Here is an 18014-nt window from a genome sequence, read left to right as displayed (position 1 = left end):
GCCAAGCCGTATGGTTTCCGCCATGGCAGTCCCCGAGGTCATTCCGATCGCCTATGAGCCGAAGCACCGCACCGAGTCCATCGGACGGTACGCGGACGGCCAGTTCCTCGCGTCGGTCACGTACGCCTTCCCCCAGGGCTTCCGTCTCGACGACGGCTGGGAAGAGCACAAACGCCTCTACACCGTGCTGCACACCTTCGACGCCGCGGGCCACTACCGCGACTCGGACATCTGGTGCGCCGGAACCTGGGCCGAGCAGCAGCGCAACCCGCACGGCGACGACTCGGTCCTCACCCGCGCCCGGGTCCGCCTGGCGACCCTGCTGCGCAGCCTGCCCCGCCGCTCCTACACGGACATCGCCGTCCGCCCCTTCCAACTCACCTACGAGAACGTCCTGTTCGGCCTGGTGATCCGCAAGGACGACGAAACCGAAGACGAAGACTGGGCAGAGCTCTACCCCGACCGCCTCGCCTTCGGCGCCCCCTGGAACGGCACGTACGACACCTGATCGCCCACACGGGAACCCTCGTCCGGGCCGAACCGAGCCGTCGGTCACCGGAGCATGAGGAACCGTGCTCCGGTGCGACCGGCGGTCTTTTCTAAGAACCACGGGGAGAAATAACCCCACCAAGCCCCACCCCTCCCGCCCGCGGCGCAAACTCACTCGCCCGAGTGAATATGCCCAACTCGGCTGGATTCGGGAGGGGTTGCCTGCCTTACGCTCAGCGCGACAGAGCAGCACCGCAGACATGCGGCAGAACATGCGACGGCCCCCGCCGGGACTGCAATCCCAATGCGAGGGCCTGACCACCGAGGAAGAGAAGAGCTTCCTGATGGATACCGAAAACCCTAGCGCGCCCCAGCGCCCCCAGTCCCGTATCCCGGGCAAAAACCACCCCCACAGGGGTCCTCATTCCGGCGTCGTCCACGACAACGCCCGCCACACCACCCGCTTCACGGTGATCGGCAACCACCTCGCCCAGCACCGATATCCACTCCACCCCCGACGGCCCCCGCTACGCCACCCGCAAGGACTTCGTCTACGGCGAGGACGTCACCATCGCCGACTGGACGATCTCGACCCAGAACCTGCCGCGCTACGGAGGCGGGGCGGGCGAGTGAATCCTGTTCGGGCAGGCTTCCGCCGGGGACGCGAGGGCCGGGGGCTCGTGGTCTCCCGGCCCTCGCGCGATTTTGGGGTTACTGCAGGACGCCCGCGCCCGTGGTCGTGGCCAGTGAGGTCGGCAGGTTCTTTGCCGATGTCTCCAGGCCCGTCGTGAGGGTCGGGGTCCAGTTGACCGTCGTCTTCAGGTCCTTCGACGAGGCGGCGTTGTACGCTGCGACGACGTCCGTGACCGTGCCGTTGACGACGTTGCCGGAGCCCTTGACCGAGCCGGTTCCGTCGCCGCTGAGGAGCTTGGCGACCTTGCCGCCGGTCGGCACCTTCCAGTAGTTGTTCTCGGCGATGACCTGGGCCTTGGCGCGCGAGTTGATGCTGTACTGCGTCGCGTAGCCGTTGAGGGTCGTGACGTCGTAGTAGTTGTTGTAGATGTGCACCTGGCCGACGCGGGCCAGCGGGGCGCGCTGGACGATGCCCTTCCAGATGTTGTGGTGGATGGACACGCGCAGCTTGCCGGCCGGCTCGCTGTCGCTGCTTCCGATCAGCATCGTCTTGTCGTGGTTGGTGAACTGGTTGCGGGACACCGTCACCAGGTCCGAGCTCTTGGTGATGTCCAGGGCGCCGTCGTGGATCTGGTACTCGCGGCCGTAGTACTTGGGGTTGGCGCTGTCCAGGTGGGGCGCGTCGGTGAACGTGTTGTGGTCGGCCCACACGTGGGTCGCGCCGCGCAGGGTGACGGAGTCGTAGTTGGAGTTCCAGTTGCCGTCGTCGCCGTCGGTCGGGTCCCACTGCGGGAAGCAGTCCTCGGTGGCGCCGAAGGTCAGGTTGCGGACGACGACGTTGTCCACGCTCTGGATCTGGAGCATGCCGCCGGAGATCCCGGCGGCCGTGCCCGGCACGCCCACGATGCTCGTGTTGGCGGGCACCTTGAAGACGATGTTCTTCGCCTGCTTGGTCTGCGCGGCGGCGCGCGCCTTCTCCTGGGTGCCGGAGGGCAGCTTGGAGGTGCCGTAGGAGGCCGGGTCGTACGCCTTCAGATAGGCCGAGAGCGAGTAGCCCGTGCCCGACGCGTAGTTCGCGCAGGTCAGCTTCTTGCCCGCGTCGTCGGTGTTGGCGTCGATGGTGCCCTTGACCTTGATGATCCGGGGCGTGGTGTCGGACGCGGAGCCCAGCGCCTTCACGAGCTGGGCGCGGGTGGAGACGGTGAAGGTGTGTGCGGCGTCGGCCTTGGCGCCACCGGTCGTGCCCGTGCCGGAGGAGGCCCAGCCGTCCTTCGCGGCGAGCGTCTGGTGGTACAGGTCGACGGTCCCGGCGTTCGCGTTCATCACGACGACGCCGGCGCCGACGCCCGCGGCCACGGCGGCGGCGGTGATCACGAGGGCGCGGCGCGAGCGGAGGGACCGGCGGTGGGAGGTAGCTGCCACGGGGGATCCTTACGGGGAGGAGCGGGCTTACGTCCTGTCAGTGGTCGCCGCCGTGTGAAGAGTTGCCGCCCGTCAAGAATTTTTTCCGCCGACCCGTGCGTCACCCGCTCAAACGCCTTCACGATTCCCTCACCTGCCCCTTAAGGTGCCGCGAGGGGGGCAAACGCCGCCCATGGGGACGAACTTGGGGGACTTCCATGGCACTTTTCGGGAACGCGCATCCGATCGACCCGGCGCAGGCCCAGCAGGACTACGCGCGGCTGCTGGGGCAGGGTGAGCAGGTCCAGGCCGCCTTCCTGCTGATCCGGGACACCATCATGTTCACGGACCGTCGGCTGATCCTCGTCGACAAGCAGGGGATCACCGGCAAGAAGACGGAGTACCACTCCATCCCGTACCGCAGCATCACCCACTTCGCGGTGGAGACCGCCGGCACCTTCGACCTCGACGCGGAGCTGAAGATCTGGGTCTCCGGCTCGTCCGTGCCGATCGAGAAGACGTTCACCAAGGGCGTGGACATCTACGAGGTGCAGGCGATCCTCACGCAGTTCGTGGCGAAGTAGCGCAGTAGCGCAGTAGCGCCGGTCCGTGAAGGGCGGGGGCCGCCGGTGTCACTGGCGGCCTCCGCCCGGACCGCCACCGCCGCCGCCCCCGCCGAACCCGCCGCCCTCCGGGGCCTGGCCGGCCGTCGCCGTCCCGATCTGCTGCGCCGAGCCGAGCGTGCCCGGCTTCGCCGCGAGGCCGCCCGTGCCGTCGGCGCCGTCGGCACCGGTCGGCGCCGATCCTCCGGAGTAGATCCGGTACTCCTTCCCGGACTTGATCGCGGACGACGAGAAGACGACGTTCTCGATCTGCTTGGACGTGACGTACGTGGCCACGACCTTGCCGTCGGCGTCGACCACGTGCAGGGTCGTGCCCGCCGGGACGGAGGAGTCGAGGGTCGCCGACAGCCAGCCCTGCGCCGAGTCCTCGTCGGGGGCGACGACCATGCTCGAACTGCCGGCGGCGAGCAGGGTGCCGCCGCTGATCGTGAAAGCCCCGTTGACGTCGAGCGCGCCGTTGCCGCCCCGCTGGGGGCCGTTGACGACGACCGTGCCGCCGGTGATCTCGGCGGTGCCGTTGGAGTCGAGGCCGTCGCCCTCGGAGTCGACGAGCAGGGTGCCGCCGCTGACCGTCAGCTTGAACGCGCCGACGTTCTCACCGCCGCCCCCGCCACCCGGTCCGCCACCCCCGCCTTCCTGGGAACTCCCGCTGCTGCCGGACGCGTTGATGCCGTCGTCGCTGGCGACGAGCGAGACCGCGCCGCCGCTCATGACGATGTCGGCGCCCTCCAGGCCCTCTTGCGCCTTCGTGACCTTCACCGTGCCCTTGTCGATGACGAGGTCGCCCTCGGCGTGCACCCCGTCGTCGCCGCTCGCGGCCGACACCGTGGCCCCGGCGAAGTGGACGGCGCCGTCGCTGTGCACGGCGTCGTCGGCGGCGTCCACCGCGATCGTCCCGCCCGCCAGGACGCCGATGACGCCGGCCTTCAGCCCCTTCGCCGAGACGTCGTCGGAGGGCTCGGCACCGCTCCCGCCCCCGCTGCCGACGGTCAGCCGGCCGCCGGAGACGACGAGGTCGGTGGCCGCGTCGACGCCGTCGCCCTTGGCGGTGACGTCGACCGCGCCGCCCGTCACGGACACGTATCCGGAGTCCGCGTCGTCCTCGTTGTCGGCCTTGAGCCCGTCGCCGCCCGCGTCGACGGTGAGCGTGCCGCCCTGGACGACCAGGTAGTCCTTGCCCCGGACGCCGTCGTCGGCGGCGGTGACCCGCACCGTCCCGGAGGCGATGACCAGCCCGTCCTTGCTCGCGATCCCGTCGGCGCCGTTTCCGCGCACGGTGAGCGTGCCGGCGCCCGCGAGCGTCAGGTCGCCGGCGCTGAACAGGGCGGCGTTGACATCGGCGTCGTCGGCGTAGGAGTCGGCGTCGGAGAGGGTGTTCGCACTGCCGTCGGCGAGGACGACGACGAGCTCGTCCACCGCGGTGGCCGCGACGGCCGCACCACTGGAGCTGGAGATCTTCGCCCCGTCGAGAAGCAGCTTCACCGTCGCGTCGGGGGCGTCGACGACGATCCGCCCGTCGGTGAGCGTGCCGCTGAGCCGGTAGACGCCGGCGGCGGTGATGGTCACCGTGGAGCCGTCGGCCTTGGCGCCCGCGCCGTCGACGGTGGCCGAGTCGCCGGCGAGCGTGATGTCCACGGCGCCCGATACATCGGCGACGCCGTCGACGTCGTGGGCCTTCTTGTTCGCGGCGAGAACGGCGGCGGCGCTCTGCGTACCGTCGACGGCGACGCCCGCCGAGCTCGACGCGGACGCGCCGGAACCGGCGTCGGCCTCCTCGGAGCCGCCCGACGAGCAGCCGACGAGCGCGGCGCAGGCCAGGGCGGCGGAGGCGAGGCCGGCGGCCGACTTCCGCCGAACCGTTGTTCTGATGCTCATCCGGGGCTCCCGTCGAGGGCGGTGGGGAAGTGGCGCCGCAGGACCGGCAGCCAGCGGTGGGCGGGGAGTTCGGGACGCAGCGCGGCGAGGCCGGTGCCGTACTTGGAGACCGTGCAGGGCCGGTGCCCGAGCGACCACAGCAGTCGGTCGGCGCCGGATCCGGCCCGCCCGGCCTTCGTCTCGACGACGGCCCGGTCGGCGGCGCCCAGCGCCCGGGATCCGTCCGGCAGGGCCCAGAGCAGCCCGGTGTCGACGGTCACTCGGCTGCCGTCGTCGGGCAGCAGCAGGGTCGTGCGCCGGTACGTCGTGGTCAGCGCGGGCCGGAGGCGGAAGCCGCGGGAGTCGATGCCGGCCGAGGCGAGGACGGCGTCGACGAAGGCGCGGTCGGCGCCGTCGAGACCGCGGTCGTCGCCCTCGTACGGGATCCGCTGTTTGACGGTCGTTCCGCGCGGGCCGCGGGTCTTAACCTCCAGGAAGTCGAGCCCGGAGTCGAGGTAGCTGCGGATCCGCACCTTGAAGCGGCGCCGGCGGCCGCGCGCCGCGCCCAGGTAGGCGTCGAGCTGCGGGGTGTCGAAGTAGCGGGAGCGATACCCGAAGTCCCGCTCCCCGTCGATCTCCAGGACCCGTACGTCCGTGTCGAGCCCGCCGAGCACGAACGGCAGGTCGGCGAGGGGGAGTACGTACTTGCGGTCCAGGCGGGTCAACAGCTCGGCCTGTGCGACGAGTTCGTCGAGTCCGACGGGTCGCAGGGCGCCGACGGCCGCGCCGAGGGAGTCGAGCGCGGTCACGCCCGCACCCCGGGGACCCCGGGCCGCCGCACGGGTTCGTCGGCCGAGGGGGCGGCAGCCCGCGCCTTGCCCGGCAGCACGTATCTGACCTCGACCTGGGTGATGTCGTTGACGAGGTCGATGCTCTTCACCGACAGGTTCACCACCCGCCCGCCCAGCAGTACTTCGAGGTGTGCGCGCAGGGCGTCCTCGTCGGTGTACGCGGAGTCGAGACGCAGGCTGCGCGAGCGGTGCCGGGCGAAGAGGCGGGGGTGGTCGGCGACGAACAGCGTGCCGACGATCAGCACCGTGAGGGAGACGGGCAGCGCCGTCGCCTCCTCGGGGATGCCGTTGAGCAGGCCGATGGCCAGCGCCGAGAAGTAGTAGGCGATCTCGTGCTGCGCGATCTCGTAGGACCGCAGCCGAATGATCGACAACACCCCGAACAGGCCCATCCCCAGCCCGATGCCCACCGAGGCGGAGCTCAGGGTCATCGCCACGGCGAGCACGCCGACGTTGATGCCGAGGAACGCGGTGATCATGTCCCGGCGGTGGTGGCGGGGGAAGTACACGCCGAAGGCCAGGACGGAGATGGCGACGAGGTCCGTGACCACGAGGACCGATTGGGTGCTCATGACACGACGATGGGAGAGCTTCCTGTGCCCCGCCTTGGAGATTCCTTAAGCGACTTTGAGAAGTACAGAGAAAGTACGGAGGGAGTCTTGAGGGAGTCCGGGGAGAGTCTTGGGAGTTGGTGGATCCTCGCCGGACGGCGACGCGCGCCCGTGGCGTTGCGGACCGTACGGCCGCCCGGTCTGCTACGACTGCCCGGTGGACCTCATCGAGCAGCACCTGCGCCTCCTCGTGGACGTCTTCGGCGTGCCGTCCGCCCCGTTCTCGCTGGCCGGCGGCTACGCCCTGGAAGCCCACGGCCTGCTCCGACGCCCGCACGCGAACGTGGACCTGGCGACGGAGAGCGCCGAGCCGATGGCGGAGATCGCCCGGACACTGGGAGAAGAGCTGACGGGCCGGGGTCGCGGGACGACCGTTCAGGACACGGACCCGCTGTCGGCGCGGCTGACCGTCCTGGACCCGGAGACGGACATCGCGCTGCACCTCGCCCTCCACAAGGAGACCCTGTGGAGCCCGCCCGTGCCGACGGTCTACGGCGAGACGCTGTCTCTGCCGGACGCTGTGGGCACGAAGATCCGGGCGCTGTACGACCGCGGTCTGGCGGTGGACCTGATCGACGCCCGGGCCGCGGCGGCCCGCTTCAGCCACCCGGACCTGGAGGAACTGGCCCGTCGGCACGCGCTGGACGCGTTCGATCTGCCCACGCTGCAGACCAGGCTGGAGGGCACGGACCACTACCCGGACACGGCGTTCACGCGGTACGGCCTGACGGAGCCCGACATCGTCGACCTGCGGGCGTGGGCCCAGTCCTGGTCGACGGACATCGCGGAACGACTGCTGGAGGAGGGGGCGTCACCGGACGAGTGACCGGGACGCCCCCTGCCGCGAATCAGCTGAGCGGCTCAGCCGGCAGATTCAGCCAGGCGATTCAGCCGCCAGATTCAGCCTGCCGATTCAGCTGGCCGAGGCCGAAGCCGTCGCGGACTCCGTGCTGGACGCGCTCGGCTGGGCGGCGTCGTCGGTGCCGTCGTGGGTCGCGTCGGGCTCGACGCCCATGGTGATCGACCCGATGACGCCCTTGGCGATGTTCTTCTTGTTGTACTTCAGCTTGAGCAGACCGCCCTGGACACCGCTCTGGTCGTAGATCGTGTCCTCGGTGAGGGTCGTGCGCTCGGTGGTGCTGGTGGAGTACGGCTCCACCGTGGCCGAGAGGAGCACGGACTCCTCGTCGAAGAAGAACTGACCGGTGTGGCAGGTGTTCCCGCCCTCGTAACCGGCGTCGGTCCACTCGCCGTTCACGTGCACCTTGGTGTGGATGTGCACGGTGCGGCCGCGGTACCAGCCCGGGAAGATCGTCTTGAAGGTGACCAGGCCGTGCTTGTCGGTCTTCCAGGTGCCGCGCAGGTAGCGCTCGTCGTCGGTGGGCTCCTCGTGCCCGCCGCCACCGCCGCCACCGCCGGCCGGCGGCTCACCGGTGGGGGTGCCGGAGGGGACATCGGTCGGCGTGCCGGAGGGCGCGTCGGTCGGCGCGGTGCCGCCACCGCCGCCGGTGGACAGGCTCTCGTAGCCGGAGTAGATGCCGAGCGCGTCGCAGTGCCAGACGTCGACGGCGGCGTTCGCGATGGGCTTGCAGGTCTCGGAGTCGATCACCTTGAGGGCGAGGGTGAGCGGGATGCCCTCCTTGTCCTCGGTGATGTCCTGGCGGAGCTTGTCCGCGTCGATGTAGTACGGGCCCTCGGTGGTCTCGGAGGTGAGCTTGTAGCACTCACCGGCGCTGGCCGAGGCCTTGGCGGGCTTGCCCGCTGCCTTCTTCTCCCCGGCGAAGGCGCCGGCGGCGAGCGCACCGCCCGCACCGACGGCGACAGCCGCACCGGCACCGGCGACGACGACCTTGCGGCGGGTCAGATCACGCTTGTGCTTGGGGCCTTGCTGGTCGTCCGCGACGCTCTGCTCGTTGTCGTTGTTCTCGATGTTTCCCGTCATGAGCGCGAAACTAGGAGGCGGCCCTGTCAAACCCGTGGGAAAGGCCTGTGGAATTCCATGGCCAGGCAAAAAGGCTTCGGACGGGGGCCCGTTTTCAGCCGACTCATGATATTGAATCCGCCAAGGCAAGCCTTGCCTTACTGAATTCCGGGTCAGGTCCCAGTGCCGCGCGCGCCGTCCGGAGATGGTCCAGGCCCTCCTTCGCCACCCGTGTCACCTCCGCGTACTCCGCTGCCGTGCGGGCCTGCGCCAGCTGGGCTCGCGCCGCACGATGGCACTGCGCCGCGCTGGTCAGCGCCTGGCCCGCCGTCTCGTCCGCCCGCGCCCAGGCCCGCACGTCCGGGGGGACCAGGCCGCCGCCCAGGCGGACGAGCCAGTGGTTCGCCTCCGCCTCCGCGTCCAGGTCGGACGGACGACGGCTGCGCTGGGCGCGCCGCTGAGCCACCACCCCCACCACCGCGCCGACGATCAGCAGCACCGAAAGCGTGATCATGAACCCCGTGGATCCCATCGATCCCATCGCCGGCTTCCTCCCTTGCCCCGCCGACCCCGTCGACCCATGTCGATGCTTGTCGGCCCTTTGTCTGCCCTCTTCCCCTATGAGACGACAGGCCGCTGTGGGCGTACCCCGGGATTCCTGTGCGCTTCCGGTGAGGTCTCCAGGTGGGGACGACACCCGTCGCAGACGTGGGATGACCTGCCGTCAAACCACGGGTGAGCAGGGCGTGTTGAGGCAGCGGACGCATCGGGGGGTGCGCCGGCATGCGGATCGGCATCATGGGCGGAACCTTCGATCCGCCTGCCGTCGAGCTGTTCCTCATCGTCGGCACCGACGCCGCCGAGGGCATCTCGCAGTGGTACGAGGCCGAGACGATCCCCCGGCTCGCCCGGCCGATCGTGTGCGGGCGGGCCGACCACGTGCCGGACCCGGCGCGGCTGCCCCGGTCGGGACTGTACGTTCCCGCGTCCCCGTGGCGGATCTCGTCCACCCGGACACGCGCCCGCGTACGCACCGCCCGCGTACGCACCGCCCGCCGCCACAGCGCCCGGACGCGTACGGCATACGCGCCGGAGCGGGTGGCGGGGGCGGTGCGCGAGGTGCCGGCGGAGGTGATCGCGGAGGTGCCGGCGACCCCCGGCTGAGCTACGAGGCCGAGGCCGACGGGGATGCCGACGCCGATGCGCTGGGCGCCGGCGGGGTGTCCTGGCCGTCCTCCGTCGCGTCCGGGTCCACGCCGACCGTGATCGACCCGCGGACGCCCTTCGTGATGTCCCGCTTGTCGTAACGCAGCTTCAGCAGACCGCCCTGGACGCCGCTCTGGTCGTAGATCGTGTCCTCGGTGAGGGTCGTGCGCTCGGCGGTGTTGCTCACGTAAGGCTCCACCACCGCGGAGGCGAGCACGGACTCCTCGTCGAAGAAGAACTGACCGGTGTGGCAGGTGTTCCCGCCCTCGTAACCGGCGTCGGTCCACTCGCCGTTCACATGCACCTTGACGTGGATGTGCACGGTACGGCCGCGGTACCAGCCGGGGAACACCGTCCGGAAGGTGACCTGGCCGTGCCGGTCCGTGCGCCAGGTGCCGCGCAGATAGCGGGTGTCGTCCGTGGGCTCCGCGTGGCCGCCTCCGGGGGGCGCGCCCGTGGGTGCGCCGGTGGGCGCGTCGGTCGGGGGCTCGCCGGTCGGCGCGGGGCCGCCGCCTCCGCCGCCGCCGTTGCCCATGTCCTCGTAGCCCGAGTACACGCCCGCCGCGTCGCAGTGCCAGATGTCGACGGCCGCGTTCCGGACCGGCTTGCAGCTCTCCGAGTCGATCACCTTCAGGGCGAGGGACAGCGGAATGCCCTCGCGGTCCTCGGTGACATCGCGCCGGAGCTTGTCGGCGTCGATGTAGTAGGGGCCCTCGGTGGTCTCGGTGGTGAGCCGGTAGCAGACGCCGTCCTCGACCGGCGGCGTGCCCCGGTCGCCTCGGCCGCCGCGGCCGTCCTTGCCGAGCGCGTCGGCAGCGAACGCGGTGCCGCCGAGACCCGCCGCGGCGATACCGCCCGCGCCCACGGCCACGACCTTGCGACGCGTTAAGTCCTGTTCACTGTGTGGTTTCTGAGTTCCCGTCATGAGGCCCGGACGCTAGGGACGAAACCTGTCAGGAGCATAAGGAAGAGCTGTCATTTCCCGTGGAAAACGAATGTGGCCCGGAACCGACGTCGGTTCCGGGCCACATCCATGGGCGTACTACTTCGGCTGCGGCTTGCGCACCGAGAGGTGCAGCTCCCTCAGCCGGGCCTCCTCCAGCTCCGTCGGCGCGCCCATCATCAGGTCCTGGGCGTTGCCGTTGAGCGGGAAGGCGATGGTCTCGCGGATGTTCGGCTCGTCGGCGAGGAGCATCACGATGCGGTCGACGCCGGGGGCGATGCCGCCGTGCGGCGGGGCGCCGAAGCGGAAGGCGCGCAGCATGCCGGCGAACTTGTCCTCGACGGTCTCACGGTCGTAGCCGGCGATCTCGAACGCCTTGAGCATGATCTCGGGCTCATGGTTCCGGATCGCGCCGGAGGACAGCTCGACTCCGTTGCAGACGATGTCGTACTGCCAGCCGAGGATGTCCAGCGGGTCCTGGGTCTCCAGGGCCTCCAGACCGCCCTGCGGCATCGAGAACGGGTTGTGCGAGAAGTCGATCTTCCCGGTCTCCTCGTCCTTCTCGTACATCGGGAAGTCGACGATCCAGCAGAAGCGGAAGACGCCCTCCTCGAAGTGCCCGGCGCGCTTGGCGGCCTCGACCCGCACCGCGCCCATGATCTTCGAGACCTCGTCGAACTCGCCCGCGCCGAAGAACACCGCGTGACCGGCGGCCAGCGAGAGGCGCTTGGTCAGCTCGGCGACGTTCTCCTCGGTGAGGAACTTCGCGATCGGGCCGGTCAGGGAACCGTCCTCGGCGACCCGGACCCAGGCCAGACCCTTCGCGCCCTGCGAGACCGCGAAGTCGCCCAGCTGGTCGAAGAACTTCCGCGGCTGCGCGGAGACGTCCGGCACCGGCAGGGCACGCACATGCTTGCCGGCGAAGGCCTTGAACTCCGAGCCCTCGAAGATGTCGGTGATGTCGACGAGCTCCAGCTGGGCCCGCAGGTCCGGCTTGTCGGAGCCGTACTTCAGCATCGACTCGCGGAACGGGATCCGCGGGAAGGGAGAGGTGACATGGCGGCCGCCGCCGAACTCCTCGAACAGCTCCGTCATGAGCTTCTCGATCGGCTGGAAGACGTCCTCCTGCTCGACGAAGCTCATCTCGACGTCGAGCTGGTAGAACTCGCCCGGCGAACGGTCCGCGCGCGCGTCCTCGTCACGGAAGCAGGGGGCGATCTGGAAGTAGCGGTCGAAGCCCGAGATCATCAGCAGCTGCTTGAACTGCTGCGGAGCCTGGGGGAGGGCGTAGAACCGGCCCGGGTTCAGCCGGGACGGCACGACGAAGTCCCGCGCGCCCTCGGGAGACGTGGCCGACAGGATCGGCGTGGCCATCTCGTTGAAGCCCAGCGCCGTCATCTTGTGGCGGATCGCCGAGATGACCGACGTCCGCAGCAGGATGTTGCGGTGCATGCGCTCGCGGCGCAGGTCCAGGAAGCGGTACTCCAGGCGCCGCTCCTCGTTGACCCCGTCCTCGGCGTTGATCGTGAAGGGCAGCGGAGCGGCCGCGCCGAGCAGCTCGACCTCGCCGACCTCCACCTCGATCTCGCCGGTCGACAGGTCCGCGTTCACGTTCTCGGTTCCACGTGAAACGACCTTGCCGTCGACGCGGACCGTCGACTCCTTGGTCAGCTTGTCGAGAGCCTCGTACGCGGGCGTGCCCGGACGGGCGACGAGCTGCGTGATGCCGTAGTGATCGCGCAGATCGATGAAGAGGATGCCGCCCAGGTCGCGCCGATTGTGCAGCCAGCCGCTCAGCCGGACGTCGGTGCCGACGTCAGAGGCGCGGAGCTCGCCGCAGGTGTGGGACCTGTACCGATGCATCGTCGTTCATCCAGTCTTCGCGGATCGGGGGTATGTGCGGGGCGCGTTTCACGTGGAACGTGGCCCTGTTTCACGTGAAACAACCCCCAGCGTACCGGGCAGCCACTGATCGGCTCCCCGCAATACCGGTCTGGCGATCAGTGGCACTCTTCGTTCCCATCTTCCTAAAGTGGGGCAATGCGCACTGGCGAGCCGCTGCCCGCCGTGGGGGAGGTCCTCGCCTCCCTCGCGACCGGTCTCTGGCACTGGGACACCGCCACCGGACTGGTCACGGTCGACGCCGAGGCAGCCCGGCTGCTCGGGCTGCCCGCGGAGCAGACGGTCCTCACGGAGGCCCAGACCCGGGCCCGGCTGCACCCGGTCGACTGGAACGAGATCACCGGAGTGGTCCAGCTCGCCGTCGCCGAGGGCACCCTCGCCGAGGTGCGGATACGGATCATGGACGACCAGGGGCGGGTCGTCCGGGTCGTCCGCAGCCGCTCCAAGCCGTCCTTCGACCCGGCGAAGAAGGCGTACGAGCTGATCGGCACCCTCCAGGAGGTCACCGAGCCCACCCCGGGCACCCCCGCCGGACGGACCGCCGTCACCGGCGACTGGCGGCGCTCACGGGAGGCGTTCCTGCTGGACGCGGGCCGTGCGCTGGCGGAGGCACGGTCCACGGAGGAGGTGCTGCGGGTCGCGGCGGCCCTGTCGATGCCGGGCTTCTCCCCGGACGGACTCGCCGTCTTCGGCGTGGAGGGCGACCGGCTGACGATCATCGGCCACCACGGACAGGAGCCCGGCGACGAGGGCCCCTTCAGCCAGATGTCCATCCATACGGGCTATCCGGCCGCCGAGGTCGTGCGCACCGGCCGGGCCGTCTATCTGTCCTCCCCCGAGCAGTACAAGGAGCGCTATCCGCTCACCTGGCCGCTGGCCTCGCACTTCGGCCGCCACTCATGGGCGTTTCTGCCGCTGACGGTGGCCGGTCGCACGATGGGCGCCTGGATGGCCGGTTTCGCCTACCCGGTCGCGTTCACCCCGGACGAGCGGTCCGTGCTGACGACGGTCGCAAGGATGCTCGCCCAGGCCCTCACCCGAGCGGGCGCGGCGGAGACCCAACGCGAGCTGACCGACGGCCTGCAGCGCTCCATGCTCCCCAGCCTCGGCCCCGAGATACCGGGCATGACGCTCGCCGCCCGCTATATACCGACCGGCGGCGGCCTCCAGGTCGGCGGCGACTGGTACGACATGATCCCGCTCCCTGGGGGCGCCTCCCGGACGAAGTCCGGGGGAAGCCGGTTCGCCCTGGTCATCGGCGACGTCCAGGGCCACGACGTCCGCGCGGCGGGCCTCATGGGCCAGCTGCGCATCGCCCTGCGCGCCTACGCCTCCGAGGGCCACCGCCCCGACGCCGTCCTCTCCCGCTCCTCCGCCTTCCTGCACGGTCTCACCGACGCGGAGGGCGGCGCCGACCTGCGCTTCGCGACCTGTCTGTACGTCGAGGTCGACCCGGTGAGCGGGGTCCTGGAGACCGCCAGGGCCGGCCACCTCGATCCGGCGATCCGGATGGCCGACGGGACCGTACTGGTCCGGGCCACCGCCGGAGGCCTGCCGCTGGGCATCGATCCGGACGCCGACTACCCCACCACCCGGCTCGCCCTGGAACCCGGCGAGGCGCTGATGATGTGCACCGACGGCCTGCTGGAGACCGGCGGCCACGACCTGGACACCGGCTGGCAGCGCATCCGCAAGACCCTGGAGACGCACGAGGGCGACCTGGAGGAACTGGCGGACGCCCTGGTCCAGGCGGTGCACGGCCCGTCCTCGCACCACACCACCGGTCCCCTGTCCGACCGCCGCGAGGACGACATCGCCGTCCTGCTGCTCTGCCGCCAGGGCGCGGGCGGCTGCGGTCCGGGCGCCGCCCCGCCGGTCGAGCAGCCGGTGCGCCGCTCGGTGCTCACGGTCGCGCAGGCCGAGCCCGAACAGATCTCCGTGGCCCGGCAGCAACTGCGCGAGCTGCTGCACGACTGGACCTGCGAGGACCAGCTCGACTCGGCGGTCCTGCTGGTCTCCGAGACCCTGACGAACGTCCTCGTCCACACCGACGCCGACGCCCTGCTCGTCGCCGAGGTCATCGGGACGCCCGGCGAACGCCGCCTGCGCATCGAGGTCACCGACACCAGCGACGACCTCCCCCACAAGCGCCGCCCCGGTGAACTGGCCTCCTCGGGCCGCGGCCTGGTCCTCATCGAACTCCTCGCGGACACCTGGGGGGTGGCGCCGAGGGGAGAGGGCAAGAGCATCTGGTTCGAGCTCTACGAACCCGGCGACTCGGGGGAGAGCGCCGGCGGCTCGGCCGTCGGGGCGTAACGCTCGCGCAGTTCGTGCAGCACCGCGAAGGCGGCGGCCGTGACCGGCACGGCGAGCAGCATGCCCAGCACCCCGGCGACGGAGGCCCCGGCGGTGATGGTGACCATGACGACCGCCGGGTGCATCTGCACGGTCCGGCTCTGGATCACCGGCTGCAGCACATGTCCCTCCAGCACCTGCACGGCGAGCACCACCCCGAGCACCCACAGCGCGATGACGGCGCCCCGGTCGGCGAGCGCGACCAGCACGGCGACGGCCCCGGAGACGAAGGCGCCGAGATAGGGGATGTACGCCCCGACGAAGACGAGGGCGCCCAGCCCCACCGCCCCCGGCACGTCGAGCACGAGCAGCCCGACGGTGATGCAGACGGCGTCGATGAAGGCGATGAAGGTCGTCCCGCGCATGAACCCCTCGACGGCCCGGAAGGCCCGCCGGGCCATGGCCTCCAGGGTGTCGCCGGCACGGCGCGGCGCGAGCGAACGCAGACTGCCCATGGCCCGGTGCGAGTCACGGAGAAAGAAGAAGACGAGAAACAGCGCGAGGACGGCCACCGCGATGCTCTCGCCGACGACGCTGACCCCGCTGATGACGTTGGACGCGGCCGTCCCCCCGAACTTGGTCAGCAACTCCTTGGCGTTGGAGGCGAGGTCGTCCACGGAGGTGCCGGCGGCCCCGAACCGACCGGCGAGATCCTGCCCGGCGTTCTTGAGCGAGGCGACGATCTGATCCCCGGTCTCGATCAGCGCGGCGACGACGATGTACACGGCCCCGCCGACGACGGCGACGACCGCGACACACGTCAGCCCGGCCGACGCCGACCGCGGCACCCCGGCCTTCACCAACCTCCGATGCAACGGCCCGAGCAGGGCGGTCCCGAGCAACGCGAGCAACACGGGAGTGACGGCGGTACGCAACTCCGAGCAGAGCAGAATCCCCACATACCCGACGCCCGACGCAAGCAGAACCACGCCGCACCAGGCGGCCAGCCGACGAACGGGAAGCGGAAGCAGGTGCACGGGTCCAGCGGATCACGGGGGCGGGGGGTTGTCCTGCGGGGAGAGCCGCACGGATGACGGTTCGTCACTTTGACACAGATTCAACCCTTCGCCCCGAATGGGTGAACATCCTTTCTGTGAACACCTGTTGCTCCCGCATATGCCTAATGTCCGGCACGGAGGTGATGCTCGATGTACGAGCAGAACAACACACTGCCGCCGAACAAGTCGACGGCACAGCAGGACGCGATCGACGTCAACGACTTCGTGTTCGCGGCGACGGGGGCGCGGGTACGAAGGCTGACCACACCGGACGGGGAACACTGGTTCCCGGCGATGGACGTGGCGAAGCATCTCGGCTACGCAAACACACGAGATGCCGTGCAGAGCGCGGTCTCACAACAGCACACAACAACGTTCGGCGATATTGCACGTTGCGTCGGTGTGAGCGACGCAAGGCGCAATATTGCAGGTCACGGCTTCCGCACAACAATGAGGTTGGTGAACCTCCAGGGTCTCATCGAGCTCGTGAACAGCTGCATGAAGCCGGAGTCACAGCCCTTCAAGACCTGGGTCGCCGGAGTCATCGCCACCATCCAGCGCGACGGCTCCTACGCTCTGGAACCGGCCCCCGCACAGCCCGCCCCCGCCGGCGGCACCGCCTACGTCATGCCCCATCAGGTCGCCGACGCCATCGTGCGCCTCGAAGTGAGGAACATCGAGGCCGACGAGATGCTGGCCGCCTCTCAGAAGGAGCAGACCTTTCTCCTGCGCCAGATCAGCGCCAGCCAACACACGATCGCCAAGGCGCTTGTGGAGATCGCCCTGACGCTCAAGAGCCACCAGCCGGAACCGAAGCAGACACGCAAGAGCCACCAGCCGGGACAGAAGCTGACGCCCCAGCAACTCCTGGCCGACTGGCAGGCGAAGAATCTCGTCTTCACCGAGGACATCCACGCGGTCGCGGCCTATCTGGCGCCCGCGCTCGTTCTGGGCGAGGCCAGTCACCGCATCGAGGTGATCGCCACTCGCACGGGCCTCTCCGAAGCTCGCGTCCACGACTGCCTGCGCACCCTGCTCAAGCGCGGCTGCATGCGGCAGACCGGCTGCTCCGCTGACGGAGCGCCCGTCTACGTGCTCCCGTAGCAGCGCCACCGCAACACAAGACAGGCCCGAAGTCGCAAATCCAAGTTGCGGCTTCGGGCCTTCTCAAAACGTACCGGAACTCACGCGCCCTGCGGGCCGCCCTCGCCCATTCCGTGCACCGCCGGGATCGTTCCCAGGCGTCCCTTCTGGAAGTCCTCGAACGCCTGCTGCAGCTCGTCCTTGGTGTTCATGACGAACGGGCCGTAGTGCGCCATCGGCTCACGGATCGGCTGCCCGCCCAACAGCACGACCTCCAGGTCCGGCGTGTGGGAGTCCTGCTGCTCGTCCGCGCGGACCGTCAGCGAGGAGCCCGCGCCGAAGACCGCCGTCTGGCCCATGCGGATCGGACGCCGCTCCGCGCCCACCGCGCCCTTGCCCGCCAGCACGTACGCGAGACCGTTGAAGTCCTCGCGCCACGGCAGGGTGAGCTCCGCGCCCGGCGCGAGCGTCGCGTGGACCATGGTGATCGGGGTGTGGGTGATGCCGGGCCCGGCGTGGCCGTCCAGCTCGCCGGCGATGACGCGCAGGAGCGCGCCGCCGTCCGGGGAGGTCAGGAGCTGCACATGGCCGCCGCGGATGTCCTGGTACCGCGGCGCCATCATCTTGTCCTTGGCCGGCAGGTTCACCCACAGCTGGAGGCCGTGGAAGAGACCGCCGGACATGACCAGCGACTCCGGCGGCGCCTCGATGTGGAGGAGGCCCGAGCCGGCCGTCATCCACTGGGTGTCGCCGTTGGTGATGGTGCCGCCGCCGCCCTGGCTGTCCTGGTGGTCGAAGATGCCGTCGATGATGTAGGTGACGGTCTCGAAGCCGCGGTGCGGGTGCCAGGGCGTGCCCTTGGGCTCGCCCGGCGCGTACTCCACCTCGCCCATCTGGTCCATCATGATGAACGGGTCGAGGTGACGGTAGTTGATCCCGGCGAACGCACGGCGTACCGGGAAGCCCTCACCCTCGAAGCCGCTGGGCGCGGTCGTGACGGTGAGCACAGGGCGTGCCACGGCATCCGCCGGAGCGATGACGCGCGGCAGGGTCAACGGGTTCTCGACGGTCACTGCGGGCATGTCCGTACCTCCTTGGGCGACGTGCGTCCTACTTTAGTTGAGCATTGAACTTTCTGCCACCC

General features: G+C 70.0%; 16 protein-coding genes and 2 pseudogenes. 8 read left to right on the top strand and 10 right to left on the bottom strand.

Annotated features, from left to right (window positions below; all coding sequences use genetic code 11):
- Positions 1 to 22 precede the first annotated feature (22 nt).
- The 3 genes and pseudogenes from ABZ725_RS10675 to ABZ725_RS10665 all read left to right on the top strand — a co-directional run.
- Positions 23 to 508, top strand: coding sequence for a hypothetical protein (locus tag ABZ725_RS10675; protein ID WP_358802331.1), 486 nt, complete (start codon positions 23 to 25; stop codon positions 506 to 508).
- A gap of 325 nt (positions 509 to 833) precedes the next feature.
- Positions 834 to 986: pseudogene (locus ABZ725_RS10670) on the top strand (helix-turn-helix domain-containing protein); the annotation flags it as partial.
- Positions 985 to 1122, top strand: a pseudogene (locus ABZ725_RS10665) (Uma2 family endonuclease); the annotation flags it as partial. The pseudogenes ABZ725_RS10670 and ABZ725_RS10665, both read left to right, overlap by 2 nt.
- A gap of 78 nt (positions 1123 to 1200) precedes the next feature.
- Here ABZ725_RS10665 and ABZ725_RS10660 read toward each other — a convergent pair.
- Positions 1201 to 2544: a polysaccharide lyase family 1 protein gene (locus tag ABZ725_RS10660; protein ID WP_358802330.1), complete on the bottom strand. Its 1344-nt coding sequence runs from the start codon at positions 2542 to 2544 to the stop codon at positions 1201 to 1203.
- Positions 2545 to 2741: 197 nt separating this feature from the next.
- Here ABZ725_RS10660 and ABZ725_RS10655 point away from each other — a divergent pair, with 197 nt between their 5' ends.
- On the top strand, positions 2742 to 3107 hold the full coding sequence (locus ABZ725_RS10655; RefSeq protein ID WP_351905804.1) for a PH domain-containing protein: 366 nt from the start codon (positions 2742 to 2744) through the stop codon (positions 3105 to 3107).
- A gap of 48 nt (positions 3108 to 3155) precedes the next feature.
- On the opposite strand, the gene ABZ725_RS10650 is transcribed toward ABZ725_RS10655, so the two are convergent.
- Genes ABZ725_RS10650 through ABZ725_RS10640 form a run of 3 tightly spaced genes read right to left on the bottom strand, consistent with a single transcriptional unit; the run spans position 3156 to position 6423 of the window.
- Complete coding sequence (locus ABZ725_RS10650; RefSeq protein WP_358802329.1) at positions 3156 to 5021, bottom strand: carbohydrate-binding domain-containing protein; 1866 nt, start codon at positions 5019 to 5021, stop codon at positions 3156 to 3158.
- A complete protein-coding gene (locus ABZ725_RS10645) occupies positions 5018 to 5809 on the bottom strand; it encodes a VTC domain-containing protein (RefSeq protein ID WP_358802328.1) in 792 nt (263 codons plus the stop codon). The genes ABZ725_RS10650 and ABZ725_RS10645 overlap by 4 nt, the downstream gene beginning before the upstream one ends.
- The gene (locus ABZ725_RS10640; RefSeq protein ID WP_358802327.1) at positions 5806 to 6423 is read right to left on the bottom strand and encodes a DUF4956 domain-containing protein; all 618 of its coding nucleotides are present in this window, start codon (positions 6421 to 6423) and stop codon (positions 5806 to 5808) included. The genes ABZ725_RS10645 and ABZ725_RS10640 overlap by 4 nt, the downstream gene beginning before the upstream one ends.
- A gap of 196 nt (positions 6424 to 6619) precedes the next feature.
- Here ABZ725_RS10640 and ABZ725_RS10635 point away from each other — a divergent pair, with 196 nt between their 5' ends.
- Positions 6620 to 7288, top strand: a complete 669-nt coding sequence (locus tag ABZ725_RS10635) for a hypothetical protein (protein ID WP_358802326.1) — start codon at positions 6620 to 6622, stop codon at positions 7286 to 7288.
- A gap of 87 nt (positions 7289 to 7375) precedes the next feature.
- On the opposite strand, the gene ABZ725_RS10630 is transcribed toward ABZ725_RS10635, so the two are convergent.
- Positions 7376 to 8404: a dioxygenase gene (locus tag ABZ725_RS10630; protein ID WP_358802325.1), complete on the bottom strand. Its 1029-nt coding sequence runs from the start codon at positions 8402 to 8404 to the stop codon at positions 7376 to 7378.
- A 103-nt stretch (positions 8405 to 8507) separates the two neighbouring features.
- The gene (locus ABZ725_RS10625; RefSeq protein ID WP_358802324.1) at positions 8508 to 8924 is read right to left on the bottom strand and encodes a hypothetical protein; all 417 of its coding nucleotides are present in this window, start codon (positions 8922 to 8924) and stop codon (positions 8508 to 8510) included.
- A 242-nt stretch (positions 8925 to 9166) separates the two neighbouring features.
- On the opposite strand from ABZ725_RS10625, the gene ABZ725_RS10620 reads away from it, so the two are divergent.
- Positions 9167 to 9547: a hypothetical protein gene (locus ABZ725_RS10620; RefSeq protein ID WP_358802323.1), complete on the top strand. Its 381-nt coding sequence runs from the start codon at positions 9167 to 9169 to the stop codon at positions 9545 to 9547.
- Position 9548: 1 nt separating this feature from the next.
- Here the strand turns inward: ABZ725_RS10620 and ABZ725_RS10615 are convergent, their stop codons facing one another.
- Entirely contained in the window at positions 9549 to 10514 is a 966-nt protein-coding gene (locus tag ABZ725_RS10615) for an intradiol ring-cleavage dioxygenase (protein ID WP_358802322.1), read from the bottom strand.
- Between the two features lie 117 nt (positions 10515 to 10631).
- On the bottom strand, positions 10632 to 12395 hold the full coding sequence (gene aspS, locus ABZ725_RS10610) for an aspartate--tRNA ligase (protein WP_358802321.1): 1764 nt from the start codon (positions 12393 to 12395) through the stop codon (positions 10632 to 10634).
- A gap of 177 nt (positions 12396 to 12572) precedes the next feature.
- Between aspS and ABZ725_RS10605 the strand changes: the two genes are divergently transcribed.
- The gene (locus ABZ725_RS10605) at positions 12573 to 14750 is read left to right on the top strand and encodes a SpoIIE family protein phosphatase (protein ID WP_358802320.1); all 2178 of its coding nucleotides are present in this window, start codon (positions 12573 to 12575) and stop codon (positions 14748 to 14750) included.
- On the opposite strand, the gene ABZ725_RS10600 is transcribed toward ABZ725_RS10605, so the two are convergent.
- Positions 14696 to 15766 carry an AI-2E family transporter gene (locus ABZ725_RS10600; RefSeq protein WP_358802319.1) on the bottom strand — a complete coding sequence of 357 codons (1071 nt, stop codon included), beginning with the start codon at positions 15764 to 15766 and terminating at the stop codon, positions 14696 to 14698. The genes ABZ725_RS10605 and ABZ725_RS10600 overlap by 55 nt on opposite strands.
- 171 nt (positions 15767 to 15937) lie before the next feature.
- On the opposite strand from ABZ725_RS10600, the gene ABZ725_RS10595 reads away from it, so the two are divergent.
- Positions 15938 to 16891, top strand: coding sequence for a Bro-N domain-containing protein (locus ABZ725_RS10595; protein ID WP_358802318.1), 954 nt, complete (start codon positions 15938 to 15940; stop codon positions 16889 to 16891).
- 80 nt (positions 16892 to 16971) lie between these two features.
- On the opposite strand, the gene ABZ725_RS10590 is transcribed toward ABZ725_RS10595, so the two are convergent.
- Positions 16972 to 17952, bottom strand: coding sequence for a pirin family protein (locus ABZ725_RS10590; protein WP_358802317.1), 981 nt, complete (start codon positions 17950 to 17952; stop codon positions 16972 to 16974).
- Positions 17953 to 18014: the final 62 nt, after the last annotated feature.

This window comes from Streptomyces sp. NPDC006872 (assembly GCF_040635845.1).
Lineage (GTDB): Bacteria > Actinomycetota > Actinomycetes > Streptomycetales > Streptomycetaceae > Streptomyces.
This window is presented reverse-complemented; position numbering and strand designations above follow the sequence as displayed.

What these genes read in the sequence shown, in the direction of transcription:
- ABZ725_RS10675 (WP_358802331.1), top strand. Translation starts at nt 23, where the DNA reads ATGGCAGTCCCCGAGGTCATTCCGATCGCCTATGAGCCGAAGCACCGC.
- ABZ725_RS10655 (WP_351905804.1), top strand. Translation starts at nt 2,742, where the DNA reads ATGGCACTTTTCGGGAACGCGCATCCGATCGACCCGGCGCAGGCCCAG.
- ABZ725_RS10650 (WP_358802329.1), bottom strand. Translation starts at nt 5,021, where the DNA reads ATGAGCATCAGAACAACGGTTCGGCGGAAGTCGGCCGCCGGCCTCGCC.
- ABZ725_RS10640 (WP_358802327.1), bottom strand. Translation starts at nt 6,423, where the DNA reads ATGAGCACCCAATCGGTCCTCGTGGTCACGGACCTCGTCGCCATCTCC.
- ABZ725_RS10630 (WP_358802325.1), bottom strand. Translation starts at nt 8,404, where the DNA reads ATGACGGGAAACATCGAGAACAACGACAACGAGCAGAGCGTCGCGGAC.
- ABZ725_RS10625 (WP_358802324.1), bottom strand. Translation starts at nt 8,924, where the DNA reads ATGGGATCGATGGGATCCACGGGGTTCATGATCACGCTTTCGGTGCTG.
- ABZ725_RS10620 (WP_358802323.1), top strand. Translation starts at nt 9,167, where the DNA reads ATGCGGATCGGCATCATGGGCGGAACCTTCGATCCGCCTGCCGTCGAG.
- ABZ725_RS10615 (WP_358802322.1), bottom strand. Translation starts at nt 10,514, where the DNA reads ATGACGGGAACTCAGAAACCACACAGTGAACAGGACTTAACGCGTCGC.
- aspS (WP_358802321.1), bottom strand. Translation starts at nt 12,395, where the DNA reads ATGCATCGGTACAGGTCCCACACCTGCGGCGAGCTCCGCGCCTCTGAC.
- ABZ725_RS10605 (WP_358802320.1), top strand. Translation starts at nt 12,573, where the DNA reads ATGCGCACTGGCGAGCCGCTGCCCGCCGTGGGGGAGGTCCTCGCCTCC.
- ABZ725_RS10595 (WP_358802318.1), top strand. Translation starts at nt 15,938, where the DNA reads ATGTACGAGCAGAACAACACACTGCCGCCGAACAAGTCGACGGCACAG.
- ABZ725_RS10590 (WP_358802317.1), bottom strand. Translation starts at nt 17,952, where the DNA reads ATGCCCGCAGTGACCGTCGAGAACCCGTTGACCCTGCCGCGCGTCATC.